This is a genomic window from Lysinibacillus sp. F12 (assembly GCF_057773605.1).
On sequence record NZ_JBYMLP010000001.1, the window covers coordinates 368680 to 384220 of the forward strand.

The 15541-nt window shown below is 38.8% G+C and carries 12 protein-coding genes and 1 riboswitch; of the genes, 2 read left to right on the forward strand and 10 right to left on the reverse strand.

Annotation, left to right across the window (positions count from 1 at the left end; genetic code table 11):
• Positions 1–2 precede the first annotated feature (2 nt).
• The 8 genes from AC3CH7_RS02060 to AC3CH7_RS02095 all read right to left on the reverse strand — a co-directional run bounded on the left by AC3CH7_RS02060 (position 3) and on the right by AC3CH7_RS02095 (position 13168).
• Positions 3–1889, reverse strand: a complete 1887-nt coding sequence (locus AC3CH7_RS02060; RefSeq protein ID WP_488381537.1) for an ABC-F family ATP-binding cassette domain-containing protein — start codon at positions 1887–1889, stop codon at positions 3–5.
• A gap of 719 nt (positions 1890–2608) precedes the next feature.
• Complete coding sequence (locus AC3CH7_RS02065) at positions 2609–3223, reverse strand: HD domain-containing protein (protein ID WP_031419547.1); 615 nt, start codon at positions 3221–3223, stop codon at positions 2609–2611.
• A 688-nt stretch (positions 3224–3911) separates the two neighbouring features.
• Positions 3912–4955: an S-methyl thiohydantoin desulfurase domain-containing protein gene (locus tag AC3CH7_RS02070; protein ID WP_031419545.1), complete on the reverse strand. Its 1044-nt coding sequence runs from the start codon at positions 4953–4955 to the stop codon at positions 3912–3914.
• Positions 4956–4970: 15 nt separating this feature from the next.
• Complete coding sequence (locus AC3CH7_RS02075; RefSeq protein WP_036167873.1) at positions 4971–6545, reverse strand: OPT/YSL family transporter; 1575 nt, start codon at positions 6543–6545, stop codon at positions 4971–4973.
• Between the two features lie 22 nt (positions 6546–6567).
• Entirely contained in the window at positions 6568–7320 is a 753-nt protein-coding gene (locus tag AC3CH7_RS02080; protein WP_036167870.1) for an IclR family transcriptional regulator, read from the reverse strand.
• Between the two features lie 12 nt (positions 7321–7332).
• Positions 7333–9012: a hydantoinase B/oxoprolinase family protein gene (locus tag AC3CH7_RS02085; RefSeq protein ID WP_012293860.1), complete on the reverse strand. Its 1680-nt coding sequence runs from the start codon at positions 9010–9012 to the stop codon at positions 7333–7335.
• A gap of 3 nt (positions 9013–9015) precedes the next feature.
• Positions 9016–11052 carry a hydantoinase/oxoprolinase family protein gene (locus tag AC3CH7_RS02090; RefSeq protein WP_036167864.1) on the reverse strand — a complete coding sequence of 679 codons (2037 nt, stop codon included), beginning with the start codon at positions 11050–11052 and terminating at the stop codon, positions 9016–9018.
• A gap of 436 nt (positions 11053–11488) precedes the next feature.
• Positions 11489–13168, reverse strand: coding sequence for a formate--tetrahydrofolate ligase (locus AC3CH7_RS02095; protein ID WP_031419539.1), 1680 nt, complete (start codon positions 13166–13168; stop codon positions 11489–11491).
• Positions 13169–13381: 213 nt separating this feature from the next.
• On the opposite strand from AC3CH7_RS02095, the gene AC3CH7_RS02100 reads away from it, so the two are divergent.
• Positions 13382–13582 carry a cold-shock protein gene (locus tag AC3CH7_RS02100; RefSeq protein ID WP_004269397.1) on the forward strand — a complete coding sequence of 67 codons (201 nt, stop codon included), beginning with the start codon at positions 13382–13384 and terminating at the stop codon, positions 13580–13582.
• A 104-nt stretch (positions 13583–13686) separates the two neighbouring features.
• Here AC3CH7_RS02100 and AC3CH7_RS02105 read toward each other — a convergent pair whose 3' ends face one another.
• Entirely contained in the window at positions 13687–14472 is a 786-nt protein-coding gene (locus tag AC3CH7_RS02105) for a VOC family protein (RefSeq protein WP_031419536.1), read from the reverse strand.
• 158 nt (positions 14473–14630) lie between these two features.
• Between AC3CH7_RS02105 and AC3CH7_RS02110 the strand changes: the two genes are divergently transcribed.
• Positions 14631–15116 carry a flavin reductase family protein gene (locus AC3CH7_RS02110; protein WP_012293854.1) on the forward strand — a complete coding sequence of 162 codons (486 nt, stop codon included), beginning with the start codon at positions 14631–14633 and terminating at the stop codon, positions 15114–15116.
• 83 nt (positions 15117–15199) lie between these two features.
• On the opposite strand, the gene AC3CH7_RS02115 is transcribed toward AC3CH7_RS02110, so the two are convergent.
• Positions 15200–15355, reverse strand: coding sequence for a YezD family protein (locus AC3CH7_RS02115; RefSeq protein WP_012293853.1), 156 nt, complete (start codon positions 15353–15355; stop codon positions 15200–15202).
• 69 nt (positions 15356–15424) lie between these two features.
• A riboswitch (SAM riboswitch) is annotated at positions 15425–15520 on the reverse strand.
• Positions 15521–15541: the final 21 nt, after the last annotated feature.

Consider the following 15541-nt stretch of genomic DNA (forward strand, 5'->3'; position numbering starts at 1 on the left):
CCTTATCCGTTAGCAATTTCATCTAAATATGACCATCTTTCAATCAGATGCTCATACTGTGCATTTAGCTCATCAAGCTTAGCTGTTAATTCCTGTAGTTTTGTAAAATCTGAACCAGCATTAGCGATTCCCTCTTCGGTCTCCATAATAGCTGCTTCTGCTTTCTCAATATCGTCTGCAATCGTTTCCCATTCTTTTTGCTCTTTAAATGATAGCTTTTTCTTGTCTGATTTTGGTTTTTCAGACTTCGGCTTTTCAGCTTTCGGTGCATCAACTTTAGCAGTTGCAGTATGCTCACGCTTCTCCAAATACTCACTATAAAGATCCAGTGTTTCCTCAACCTGCCCTTTTCCATCTAAGATCCATAGCTTTTTCGCAATACGGTCTAGGAAAAAACGGTCATGGGAAATCGTGATGACTACGCCAGGGAAATGCTCAATGAAATCCTCAAGCACACCTAATGTTTCAATATCTAAATCATTGGTTGGCTCGTCCAATAATAAAACATTAGGCTGCTCCATTAATAAACGTAATAAATGAAGGCGCTTGCGCTCACCACCTGATAATTTACCAATTGGTGTACCGTGTGCATGTAGTGGGAATAAAAATCGCTCTAGCATTTGAGCCGCGGAATAGCGTACACCCTCTGCATCTGTAATATCATTCGAAGCCTCACGTATATATTCAATCATACGCTCATTTTCATTCATTTTCGGTAAAGTTTGCTTGAAATGGGCGAGCTTCACTGTTGATCCAACAAGAATTTCACCTTGGTCTGGTGTAAGCTCTCCTGCTAGCATCTTTAATAAGGTAGATTTCCCTACGCCATTCGCACCAATTATGCCAATACGGTCACCTTGCTGGAGTAAAAATGAAAAGTTATCCAGAATCTTTTGCTGTCCAAATGCTTTCGAAATATTTTCAGCCTCGAGTACTTTGCGCCCAAGACGGGTTGTAGCGAGTCCCATTTCCAATGAAACATCCTCTGATTTACGCTCTAAATTCTCCTCCAACTTTTCAAAGCGTTGGATACGCGCTTTTTGTTTAGTAGAGCGCGCCTTTGCACCGCGACGAATCCATTTCAACTCTGAACGATAACGGTTGCGATCCTTCTGAGCAGATGCCGCCTTCATTTCCTCACGGATGGCACGGGCCTCTAAAAAATCACCATAATTTCCGGTGTGTCTATACAGAGTTTGATCGGCTAGCTCGTAAATATGTGTTGATAATTCATCTAAGAAATAACGATCATGGGTAATAAAAATAACTGCACCCTTTAAGCGTAGCACCATCTCTTGAAGCCACTCCGTTGCCTCCACATCTAAATGGTTGGTCGGCTCATCTAATAAGTAGAGATCTGCTGGTTCAATTAATACTTTAGACAATGCCACTCGTTTTTGCTGTCCGCCAGAAAGCGTTAGCACTTCTTTATCAAATGTTTCAATGCCTAGCTTTGTTAAGGCTGTTTTCGCAAGCGCATTGACATCCCATGCCTGCTCTTCATCCATACGCTGTTGCAAACCAAATAAAGTCTTTTGTAAACTTTCAGATGTTGGATTTACTGCCAGTGCAGCCACCGTTTCCTCATATTGACGATTCAGTTGTAAAACCGGTGAATCGCCAGCAAAGACTGCTTGCAAAACTGTTTCTCCTGATTGAAATGACGGTTCCTGTGGTAAATAGGCGATACGGTATTTGTTGGGGCGATCCATAGTGAGAGTATCCGCTTCGATATCCTCTGCTAAAATCGACAGCAGGGTCGATTTACCTGTACCATTAATACCGATTAAGCCAGCTCGCTCACCCTCATAAATGGTAAATTCAATATTTTCAAAAAGCGTTTTATCGCCCACAGTTTTTGTTAAATTTTGTACGATTAAATGACTCATTCCACTATTCCATCTCTTTCATGTTAGGTATTGTTCATGCCCACACTACTTTTATGTAGACGATTATTGATATCCATTATTCATCATAACATCAATTGACAGGTAAACAAAGAACAACAAACTATCAACAATTTGTCCTAATGATGTTCCCATTCTCCTGTAAACACACGGAAATTTGATGATCTTTTGTTCTAGACCTGCTCGTTCAGCAGCTTTCCCCTTTTGATGAATTTGTTGTACAAAAGCGGTAGTATATTAGTATAAATTACCATTTGAGAAGTCTAAAACAGTAGTGTAACATACTATTCCAAGTTAATATAAAGGAGTAACATGATGAAAATTTCCAAGTTTATTGTTATGATTCCTAATTATAGAAGAGAGTTCGGACGATTCATTACGATTTACTGACTATGAAATCGCCCAATATGCAAGTATTGCAGATTTCATCGAAAAAACTTTCCATCACAATAAAATGGTTATGTCAACCACCCCACTATCAGCAACTAAATGGAATTTGCTGTCGTAATTAATTTATTTCTATATATCGAAAATTTGTATTCATTAAAGAAAAAAATATGAACAAACGCAGTGGATTGAAGGGGAAACTATTTTTTAATTTTTATAGGGCTGAACATTCTCTTCCTATTTTTAATACTACGAAAGAAATACCCGAACATCACATAAAAGCACCTCCCTTCCATTGAGGGCGGTGCTTTATGCTATTGACCTATTTCGTGTTGCAATTGCTGTAAAAAGCTTTCCATAAATTGATGACGTTCAAGTGCCATTTGCTTGCCCTTTTCCGTTACCATTAAATCCTTTAGCAGCAATAGCTTTTCGTAAAAGTGAGTGACAGATGACGTATTTTTTTGACGATATTCGGATTCTGACATATGTGTGCGTGCTTCTTCATCCTTATCATAAAGCTTGCGGTCTTTCGCACCACCATAGGCAAATGTTCGTGCGATGCCAATTGCTCCAATCGCATCTAAACGGTCTGCATCACGAACGATTTTTGCTTCCAAAGATGTAGCCACTAGCTCATTTCCACCATTAAACGATACTTGTGCAATACAATCTCGAATATGTTGCTTTTTTTCTTCGCTAACAGGGAGCTCTGCAATGAGCTGTTCCTCCTGTTCCTTACTATCGGTATACTTTTTGTCGCTCACATCATGTAACAGCACCGCAATTTTAACAACCTCGGCATCGGCTGCTGGTTCTGTATGTAAGATCGCTAGCGCATTTTGATAGACACGCTCAATATGCTGAAAATCATGGCTGGCGTCAAACTGTTCATAAATTTCTCGTACTTTACTCATTAAATGATCCATAGTTCAAACTCATTCCCTTCCTACACGATTATACTGTATTTATAGCACTCACGAAAAATAAAAAATCAATAGCTTTTTAATTGACTAATTTTTCAGAATATTATAAGATAAACGTGCAGAACAAACAATTTGTTCTGTACCTCATATTTTTCAGCTTTGTACAAACAGCTATGTGTTTGACAGTATGAATATCAACTTCAGCGGGCTTACAATTGAATAGTATGTTTGCAAGATGACATAAGTAAAGAAAACCAATCATCAAACAAATAAAAGTGAACACTTTCCCTTAGAAATTCTTTGTTTAACCCGCATAGCACTATGTACAGCCGAAAATTGTGAACAACAAGTTAGTTGTTTTTACGACCAAAAGGTTATCATTAAATGGACGCCATGTGTAATTGTTTTTCGTTATTGGTTGTTACCTTCTTCAAGTTGTATGAACGTAGCTCCTCCCTTTAATGAAAATCGTACACGATGATGACTGCCAGTTTATGAAACCACATACATGAGTCGTACAAACACAATGAAGATTCTGTAAACCAAAATTGTAAGAAGCTATAAAGGAAGTAGGAACGATTGTGATAACATGTAATACCTTCCCGCTGAAGGACAAATAAAAGCTGCCCATCTTACAGTCATGTAGATGATGGCAGCTTTTATTATTTATTTTACTATTTAAAAGTAACTCTTACATCACACCCTTGATGACCTCATCAATTTCTTTTAACAACTCTTGATTTTCCATCGTTGAACTTAATTTTAAATGAGATTGATCCACATGGATGACCGCTACTTGCATTCCTTCTTTTATACTCGCACTTGGAACTGGCAACATCTTTTCCGTATCGAATGTCATCATAAGATCTGGAAATTTTGATTGTAACTGCCCTTCTTTCGATAACGTCATATATTCATTCCAGAAAGTCAAATGGTAATCCCCAACGGATAATTTCCCTACATCAAAGCCATTTTCCTTCGTTAATACATAATTTTTTACCTCGCCCGAAACAATATGCTCCCCATTCAACAGTTGTAAAATATTGGACATTTTTTCATCAAAGGTTTGTCCCCTGAGGAAATGATAGCCAAGCTCAATAGCCATTGTAATAGCATTCGGTGCACCATGTTTCTGTAAATACTCTATGGTCACGGGATTCCTCGTTACGCCTACTAATCCTCCAGCTAAAATAGACGCTTGTCGGGCTGTTTTAGCCGTATTTTGTAGATGCCCCTCCACAAACCCTTGAACCGCAAAATCATCTTTGCCACCTGCGTAAAATTGTACAGATTGATAGTCTTGTTGTTCATGGAGATTTAGAGATCCCATAATACCTGTTGGATGTGCCCGCCCATTACATGGAGCATCCACGACGGGCACATGTAATAACACAGACTGCAACCAACCATTAATCGTTGTGATGGCACCATTTTCATTTGTGATGATGCCTTTTAGACGATGATTGGTATGTGCATTCATCTGGCGATAACTCCAGCAAAGCTGTTCGTTCGAAATATATTGTTCGGCTGCTGAAGGTGCGCCTACCATTGCCACACACGCTACTAAATCCTCATCATCTAATTCTGTTATATCGATTATTTGAGGTTCTCCGGCTGCAAAGATTTCCTTCACCAGTTTAAGTCCTTCCTCTAAGAGGCCACCTCCGCCTCCGCCAAGGATTGCTCCTCCATACACAGCAGCAATCCCATCCTCATACGTTAATACTTTTGTCATCGAGCATGACCCTTTCTATTTCCCTATTTTTAGAATAGAAGAGAAGAAGCTATATAAAGCATCCCCAGCAATAACACCTGCTGCAAAGACAGTCATTTCAGATTCTCTCTTACCTTTCGTTACATACGTGAAAATTACACGAAGTAAGATACCTGCTAATACTGCCCATCCAGCAATCGGATTGATCAGTAATAAACCTGTAGCAAAAAGAATACCCATTTGTCGTTTCGAGCCACCAATCAATTGGATCAATGCCCCTGGAATTGCCCAAATCATTAGTTGTTTCGCCACATCCCCTGTAACCCCAGATTGAATAGTTGCCGCATAAACATGGTTAACAGGAGCTACTAAATCTTGTGCAAAATATGATTTGTAGGATAGTAAAACAACAATAGCAGAAATGGAGAACGCCAACATACCAGCGATCATTTGCTGTTTGCGCCCTTCTTTTTCTAGTGCCGGATCACTACCATTTCCACGCAGAATAAAACCAGTTTTTAAATCATAGCCCATATCCGCAAATGCAACCCCTGTAGCTGCACTATAACCTGCTAACAAAGCAAGAGCTGGTGCAGGGAAGCCTATTAAAATACCAACAATCAATGTAATAAATGCCACTGCAAACGCTGGGAACCACCCCGCATGCATGGCCGCAATACCAACGATAAGCTCATGGACAAATGCTGCGATTGTGGCAAAGAGGATGAATCCTATTAGCATCCCAAATGACATATGTGTGATAATACCGCCTAAAACAGCGATTAATAAGGCAATGGCTAAATAAGCAATAAACCCAATACCAAAGGCTTGGCGAATTTCTTTTGCATCCTTTGAATAGATTAACTCTTCTGACTTTTTAATCGATTTTTTATTTAGTAAAGCAAAGGCTACTTGGAAAAGTGCCACAATCCCAGCACCAATCATAACCCCATGCGGAATATAATAAGCATTTAAGTCGACATTAAATAATTGAACAGAATAGCCTCTTAGTAGAAGCCCAACCCCAAACATTGTTAGTGCCCAAATATTGCCAATAAACGCTACCCCAAAAGCTGACATTGGAATTTTAAGAACAGACCCCACAATACCAATTAACACACCACCGATTAATACTTTGGCATTTTTACCACCTTTATCGCCCGCTTTAATAGCTTCAGCAGTTGCAATCCCTGGTGGCCAAGTACCTGTTGCTGGGAAAATCTTTGTATCAAAAAATTTATATAATAATAAAGCATCCACAAACATCGCTAAAATAACACCGATAAACAAAGGTAATACTAAATTTTCATAGCCCAAAACATAGGGAATACCAATTGGCAGCATTAAGCTACTCGCTGCACTAAATGTTGCGGCTGAAATGGCCGTTTGGATTATATTTTGTCTATGCACAGATTTAAATGCAATGAGCTTGCCAATTGGGATTCTTCCTAGAATCATCGCAAATATTGCCCCTACGATAGACGTATTAGCAGAAATCCCTAAAGTTGTAATCAGTTGTATCCCGATAATAGCCCCAACTACAGATGTAAAGACAATCATGAGTAGAGTCATAGGCTCCAAAGCCCGTGGGTGTAATACTTTATTATTCATACTGTCAGCTCCCCTATTGCTGTTATAGTTTTGAAATATGCGATTGTATCTGTTGAACTACTTTTACTAACTGGTCAAGCATATATTTCTCCCTTTGATCATCTATATCATATACTAATCCAGAAATTGTAAGAGATGCGATAATTTCTTTTTTATAGTTGAATAACGGTACACTGATGCCAAAAGCATGTTCATTGTATTCACCAACGGTTATACACCATTTTTGTTGGCGTATACTTTGTAGATCTTCCCTTAATGTCTCAAAAAATTCCATATGCTCCTCTTTCGATTGCTTGTTTTGAAAAAAAGCTATTAATTCAAGCTGTCTATCCTCTTCTAAAAAGGCGAACATGACTTTACAGGAAGCACCGATGTAAAGGGGTGTCTTAGTTCCTAAAGACACCGCATACTTTACATTTTTATTACTTTCGGCAATTTTTGTTGTGACACCATATTCATTGTCCATGTAAGTGAGAAATACCGATTCGTTTATTTCATTTGCAAGATTTTGCATTAATTCATAAATAGTCGAGTGTGGGTCCATTGTATGTGAGAGCACATCATAAAAAAGGAACATTTTGTAGCCTAATTTATACTTTTTTGTACCTTCATCCTGTAATAAATAACCCGTTTCTGTAAATGTATTAATGGCTCTTTGTACGACACTTGTCGGCATTTTCATCATGCGCGAAATTTCACGAACACCTAATGCATTTTCTGTCGTCGCAAAACACTCTAGTATATCTAATGAGTTTTTTAATGTCTTGACAGTCATATATTTCTCCCTTTAAGCGTTTTGATAACCGTAATGCTTTTTCGCTACTTCTACCGAAATATATTCATTTAACACATCACGCTCAATAGCCTCTTTACTTCTTTCAAGTGGATTTCCATAGCCACCACCTGTTGCTGTAACAAGCTCAATACGATCGCCTTTTTGCAATTCATAATTGGCTAGTACGCCAACTGGTCCAATCGTAGAGCCATCCTTTTTATGAACGATTAAATAGTTATGAGAGCCTTCGCCTCCTCCACTTAAACCGAATGGAGCGAATTGGTGTCTCCCTAAGTTGACTGAAACCTTTTGACCATCATTATTAATTGTATAGACACGGCGTACACCTAAGCCACCTCTAAATTGGCCTGTACCTGCACCGTCACAGTTTAAGCTATATTCATCAATTTGAATGCCATATTTCGTTTCTGCAATTTCAACAGGTAAATTATAGGTTTCACCGTCTCCCATACAATATTGCCCGCTTTGACCATCTTCATCATTTGATGCTCCCCAACCACCAACAGATGGTTCAACGATAAGGAAGGACTCATCATTTTCAGGATTTTTACCTGTTAGAATAAATGTACAAACGGATTGTAAATGTCCAGCAGATAATCTTTCTGGTAAATGTGGCGCAAGTGCTTTCCAAATTAAATCAGCTGCCCCAATACGTGCCTCAAAGTTCATGGATACAGGATGTGGGCGCTTAGCCGAGACAATGGAATTTTCATCCGTTAAAATAGTTAAGCGTTTAAAGACTCCCTCATTAATGACATCTATATCACCTAGTAATGCTAGGAACATCACACGCACACTTGCCATTAAACCAAATTTGGAGCAGTTTACTGGCACATTTACCGCTGGGTGGGAGCCTCTAAAATCACAAATAAATTCTTCATCACTAATCGTTACTTTCACTTTAATCGGGTATGGTCCACCCTTTAATGGATCTCCCTCAATAAAGTCCTCTGCATAAAACTTACCTTTAGGCAAATGCTGCAGCTCTAGCTCTACAATTTTTTCTCCTTTGTCCAATAATTTTTGAATCGACAATTTCACCGATTCAGCACCAAACTTTTGACAAAGCTCTGTGATTCGCTTTTCGCCTGTTTTTAAGGCGGCCACTTGTGCAAACATATCGCCGATAGATAGCTCTGGTAAACGAACATTTGTAGAAATAATCTCATAAATGGCTTCGTTCAATTCGCCTTTATGATAAAGTTTGACACCAGGCAGTTGTAGACCTTCCTGATAAATTTCATTAGAATTACTTGTAAATGAACCAGGGTCCATGCCCCCTACCTCTGTCCAGTGTGCTTTATTGGCAGAGTAAGCAATAATTTCACCTTGATAAAAGATGGGAAGCACTAAGCCAACATCTGATAAATGCGAGCCTCCCCCTACATACGGGTCATTAATAATAATGACATCGCCCTCATGCAACCTTTGACCATTATCGAATTTTTCAATTACTCTCTGCACCATTGGACTTAGCATACCAATAAAGCTTGTAACACCATTTCCTTGGCTAATTAAGTTCCCCTGTGCATCTGTTAAACCACAAGCATAGTCTAATACTTCATAGATTACGGGACTCATAGAAGAGCGCGCTAGAGCGACAAACATTTCATCCCCTATGGCTAGCAATGAATCCTGAATAATCTCTACAGCAAAAACGTCTTTTTTCATGATTTATTTTCCCTCCATCTCTACAATCAAATTTCCATATTTATCAATTTCTATGGATTGCTTTTCATTGATCACGACTGTAGATGTTGGATTTTCAACGATAGCAGGGCCTGTAATGACATAACCCGGAGCAAGCTTTTGTTGATCATAAACATTGACCTCAACCCACCCCTTTTCTTTTACATATAAGTTGCGTTTTGTTTTAATACAAGTTGACACATCAATATGAGAGAAATCTAATTCTTTAAATTGAACAGCCTCATCTTTTCCATAGATGGTAAGATGTAGATTCACTAATTCTATTGGAGTAGTTGGTAAATCGAATGAAAATTCTTGTTTATGTTTTACATGGAACGCTTCAGCCAATTGGAGAAGCCCTTTATCATCAATTGTGATATTCGATGCGTTCAATTTAACTGCATGCTCTTGGCCTTTATAACGTAAGTCATAATTAATTTCGAAATAATAATGCTCTTTCGATAAAGGTGCGTCTGCATAGGCACTTTCAATAGCTTGATTAATATTCGCTTGAATGTCAGCAAGATGCACGTGATCAAAGTCCATTAAACTTGTTTGAATATAGTCTTGGCGATATTCTGTCATCATCATTCCTAATGCAGAAAAGACAGAAGAGCCATAAGGGATAATGACCTTTTTCATGCCTAATTCCTCTGCTAAATTAATAGCATGTAGTGGACCACCACCACCAAAGGCAACCATTGTAAAATCTTCTGGGTCATAGCCTTTACGAATGGAAATGAGCTTCAACGCATTTAACATATTAGAATTCGCAATATCTAAAATACCTTGCGCTGCTTCCTCGGCTGAGACATGAAACGGTTTCGCAATCGCTTCAATAAGTGCCTCCTCCACTTTGTCAATAGAAACTGGATTATCGAAGTTTGCTAATGATAATCTTCCCAAATAAACATTAGCATCTGTAATTGTTGGCTGTGTATTACCTAACCCATAGGCTACTGGACCTGGGTTTGCCCCAGCAGAATCTGGACCAACCTTTAAGGAACCGAACTGGTCCACACGAGCGATAGAGCCCCCACCATTGCCGATTTCCACTATATCTACAACTGGTGTTTTAATGGGATAGCCAGCAAATTTTTCATTTCTTTCAATATAGTAATCTGTCGTAACATTTACTTTGCCATCTGTAATAAGTGAGCATTTCGCTGTCGTCCCCCCCACATCAAAGGCGATAATATTGGATTCATTTAGAAGCTCACCTAATTTTGCAGCTCCAAACATTCCGGCTACAGGGCCAGATTCTACTAGATTGATTGGCAGCTCCATCGCTTTATCAAAGCTTGTTGTACCACCATTTGATTGCATAATTTTCAAATGGTCGGTAATACCAATTGTACTTAATTTTTCTTTTAAGCTTTTTAAATAAGCATGAGCAATTGGCTTTACATATGAATTTAAAACAGTTGTATTGGTTCTTTCATATTCACGATATTCTTTAATGGTTTCGCTTGAAAGCGTAATATACACCTCAGGCCAAATGTTCAATATTTCTTCTTTTAATTGCTGCTCGTGAATGGGATTTTTATAGCCATGAATTAAGGAAATGGCAATTGCCTCTACACCTAACTCCTTAAATTGACGGACAATCTTACCAACTTCATCCCTATTAAGCGCTTTCATAATATTTCCTTTAAAATCAATGCGTTCATCAATTTCTTGTCGTAAATAACGCTCTACAAAAGGTGCTGGCTTTGTATATTTAAAATTATATAAGTCTGGTCGGTTACCACGTGCAATTTCTAATACATCACGGAAGCCTTTTGTTGTAATTAATCCAACTACGCCCCCTTTTCTCTCTGTTAATGTATTGATAATAACAGTAGAACCATGAATAAATGATTCAATGAGAGAATCCTCTGTTACATGTCGTCCTAATACGTTTAATATACCATCCTCAAAATGCCCTGGCGTCGTATGCCCCTTGTCAAAATGAAGATTTCCTTTCTCATCTGTATAAACTAGGTCGGTAAAAGTACCGCCAATATCTGTTGCGATTTTCAAGACTCCATCCCTCCGCGTTCCTATAATCGGTACAGTGTTCCGAATTAGAATTAAGTAAATTATATTTAAAATAAAAAGAAAATTCAATGTATTTTTTAAATAAAAATTCATTTGACAATTGCACAGCGTTGTAAAATTCCGCTTTTCCTTTCCAATATTAGATAATTATAAATAAAAATTACCAAACACATTTATATAAGGAAGCTTCTCGAGTTTGTAATGGCATGAAAAGAAATCCTAGTTTTTAAACTAGAAACTTAAATTTTCTAAAAAAGTGATGATGAATGTTTAGACAATTTTCAACTATAAGGGGAGATGCCTATTTTAGTGGCACTGGTGGGAGAAATAGTAGTGAAATAAAAAATGTTTAGGCTCCTATCAGCCAACCAATAAAAAAAGCTGCCCCTATTTTAAAGGGCAGCCTTTCAACATTTTATTAGAACAATCCTACCGCATGTCCGTCATTGTCGACATTCATGCGTAACGCAGCAGGAGCTTTTGGTAAGCCCGGCATTGTCATAATATCGCCTGTCAGGCAAACTAGGAAACCTGCACCTAGCTTCGGTATCACCTCACGAATTGTCACTGTAAAGCCTTCAGGACGTCCAAGTAAACTTGGTTGATCGGATAAAGAGTATTGCGTTTTCGCCATGCAAATCGGCAAAGAATCCCAGCCAAATTTTTCGATTTGAGCCATTTGTTTTTTAGCTTGGTCAGTGAATTGGACATCTTTCCCACCATATACCTTTTGTACAATAGTGCGTACTTTTTCTTCAATGGATTCTGTTACATCATATAATGGTGAGAAGTTGTTTTCTTCTTCCAACACAGCTAGTACTTGTTCAGCTAAGGCTACTCCACCTTTACCGCCCTCTTCCCAGACATTTGTTCGGGCAATACGTACATGGTTTTCTTGGCACCAGTTTAGAACTGCTTCCAGCTCTGCCTCTGTGTCTGTAATGAAACGATTTAATGCAATAATCGGTTCAACACCAAATGTACGTACCGTGTCGACGTGTTTAGCTAAATTTTCAATCCCTTGGAGCAGTGCTTCCACATTTTCACCGACAAGTGATGTTTTTGGAACACCACCGTGCATTTTTAATGCACGAATCGTTGCTACAATCACAACGGCACTTGGCTTAAAGCCTGCTTTACGTGCTTTAATATTCATGAACTTTTCAGCACCTAAATCAGAGCCGAAGCCCGCTTCCGTCACCACAATATCCGCTAGTTTACGAGCAGTTTGTGTCGCCATAATGGAGTTACAGCCGTGGGCAATATTTGCAAATGGACCACCGTGTATAATTGCTGGTGTCCCTTCCAATGTTTGTACTAAGTTTGGCTTAAAGGCATCCTTTAATAATAATGTTAAGGCACCCTCTACCTGTAAATCACGCACAAAGACAGGCTCACGCTCAAAGGTATAGCCAATCACGATGCTAGCGATGCGTTCGCGCAAATCCTCAATACTTGTTGCTAAACAGAACACTGCCATAATTTCCGAGGCAACCGTAATATCAAAGCCATCTTCACGCGGCATGCCCTGAACAGGTCCACCTAATCCCACAATCACTTTACGTAATGAGCGATCATTCAAATCCATCACACGTTTCCAAATAATACGTCGTGGATCAATGTTTAAGACATTCCCTTGGTGGATATGATTATCAATAAATGCAGATAAAGCATTGTTGGCTGTTGTTATCGCATGAAGATCACCAGTGAAGTGTAAGTTAATATCCTCCATTGGTACAACCTGTGCGTAGCCCCCACCAGTTGCGCCACCTTTTACGCCCATTACTGGACCAAGCGAAGGTTCACGTAACGCTACCATCACTTTCTTATTTAATTGATGAAGGGCATCAGCTAGTCCTACAGTCACAGTTGACTTTCCTTCACCTGCTGGGGTTGGACTAATAGCTGACACTAACACAACCTTTGCGTCCTCACCTTGAGCTGTAATTTTTAATGGGTCAATCTTTGCTTTGTAGCGGCCATACTGCTCAAGTGCATCCTCTGGAATACCTGCAGCATGGGCAATTTCCGTAATAGGTTTGATTACTGCTTGACTCGCGATTTCTAAATCTGTTAATGGTTGATTTTTCGTTGTCATTTGGCATCCTACTTTCTATGTTGTTCATTTCCATTATAGTCTTAATTGTGAAAAAAAAGAAAGCCAGATATGCTCGCATTCCGACAATCAATTGACATTTTTGTTCAATTCATGTATGTTCTAAGAGAAAATGCTATTTTTTCACATTTTCTCATTGATAGCACGATTTCTTTAACTTTATTTTACTTTCAAGCGCATTGGAGGCGAATGCTTATGCAACAGGGGATCGTAAAGTGGTTCAATAATGAAAAGGGCTATGGCTTTATTGAATGTGATGATGGAGAAGATGTATTTGTACATTTTACGGGCATCCAGGAGGAAGGCTTCCGTACACTTGAAGAAGGTCAAAAGGTTTCATTTGATGTTGTGGAAGGCAATCGCGGCCCGCAAGCATCAAATGTTGTAAAATTATAAGCTAGGAAACTGAAGGTGGATGAAATATTTAAAAATAGTTCAATCCGCTTTTTGACATGTTTACACATAAAAATCCACTTCAACGATTGAAGTGGATTTTTAATTTATCTATTAATCCAATAAAAAGCACCTGGACAAACTAATGTTTCCTTGGTTCTGTGTGGATCGTTCAATGTTACACCGATAGGCCCTTCTTTTAAATGCCCGAGCGTCATGCTAGATGCTGCCGCTTCCTCATAAAAATCCAAGCGCATATTCGGTAGCTGTAGAGACACAAACTGCTCATGCTGCACAAACTTGGGTAGCTGTAATACCTTCTGCCAAAGCTGCACCGTCTTCTCCACATCCCTGACATAAAACTGAATCGATTCCATGGTAATAGCTTGCGTTTCATCAATCGCGCCACTAGCTTTTAATTGAGCAAGACGTTTCTCATCTTCATCTGCCCATTCAATTAAGAATGGGAAATCCAATGCAAGGTCAGCCCTGCCAAAATGCAATAGCTTCCATTCGATTATCGTGCCATCTGGTCTTGTTCGACTACAAGCATCGGGACCATATACATCAAAGCCCAATGCACGCAATCGTTGACCCTCTTCTTCAATATTTTGGGTGCGCAAGGCAATTCGTGAAAATCCTTGGCGCTCATGATTACGTTTAAACGTATAATGTAGGGAATATGGGTACTGGGCCGCTTGCTCAAATAAATCACGATCATAAATAGCGATTTGTTCAATATAGCTTAAGCCAAAGTAGCTTAGCGTATTGTAAGTCCCCCACATCGTGTGTTGACCACCGTTCACTGTATGGACATTTCGTTTATTGAAGAAAACCTTTATATTTTCCGGAGATTCTACTTGATGTACCAGATGATCAAAATATAAAGTCATGGCAATTCCCCTTTCTTTCCCCCATTAGCTTTACCTAGATGTGTAATTGATTTAATATTTACTTAAGAAAAGGAGTTACTAGCTGGTATGAAAAAAAGTGCAATTTCCCTACTAACTCCGTTAACTAATTTATTACTCACTATAAAGAGGTGATTTGAATGACAGATCATGTAGCTGCTTTTAAATTGGCATTAGGTAACTATCCTACAGGTGTAACGGTTGTTACAGCATGTCATGAAACGAATCCAATTGGCTTAACCGTCAATTCTTTTGCATCTGTTTCCATTGACCCACTACTTATTTTATGGTCACTGGATAAAAAATCTCAGCTCCATCCTTATTTTATGGGTGCTGGAAAATTCGCTGTTAATATTTTAGCGAGTGATCAAGAGCATTTATGTACATTATTTGCAAGTAAAGTCCCAGATCGCTTTGCTCAGGCAAAATGGTCTACTTCATCATTTGGGCTACCGATTTTACATGATACAGCAGCTATTTTACAATGTAAATCATTTCAACAGATAGATGCTGGCGATCATACTATTTTTATTGGGCAAGTACTAGATATTACAAATTCTCAAAAGGAACCGCTTCTCTACCATCGCCGTCATATCGGTCAGATTCCAAAAAGCTTTTATAGCTAATTCTCATAAAAAAAGGGCCACTTGTAAGCAACGGAAACCATGCTTATTGGTGGCCTTTTCACATCGTTCATCTGAAATGATCTTTATTTCTTTTGTGGAAATCTCTGCTTTTCAAGCCTATTAATTTGAACAATTACACCATCCTGAATCGTAATATGCACTTCACCAAATTCAAGATTTTGAATGGCCTTTGCAATAGCCTCTAATTTCTTATCTTCTACCTTTGTCGACTGAGCCATACGATACACCCCTTCTTTCTGATTCTTGTTGTACAAAAGAGGCCAATGCATCAAGCTAATTGATAGCCCCTCCTATCTCTCAGATACATCTGTTGGATTTGGCACCTATTTTTTCGGTTGCCGAGGCTTCATTGGGCCAGGTCCCTCCACCTCTCTCGATAAGAGTACTGCGTTTCTTGAAAATAA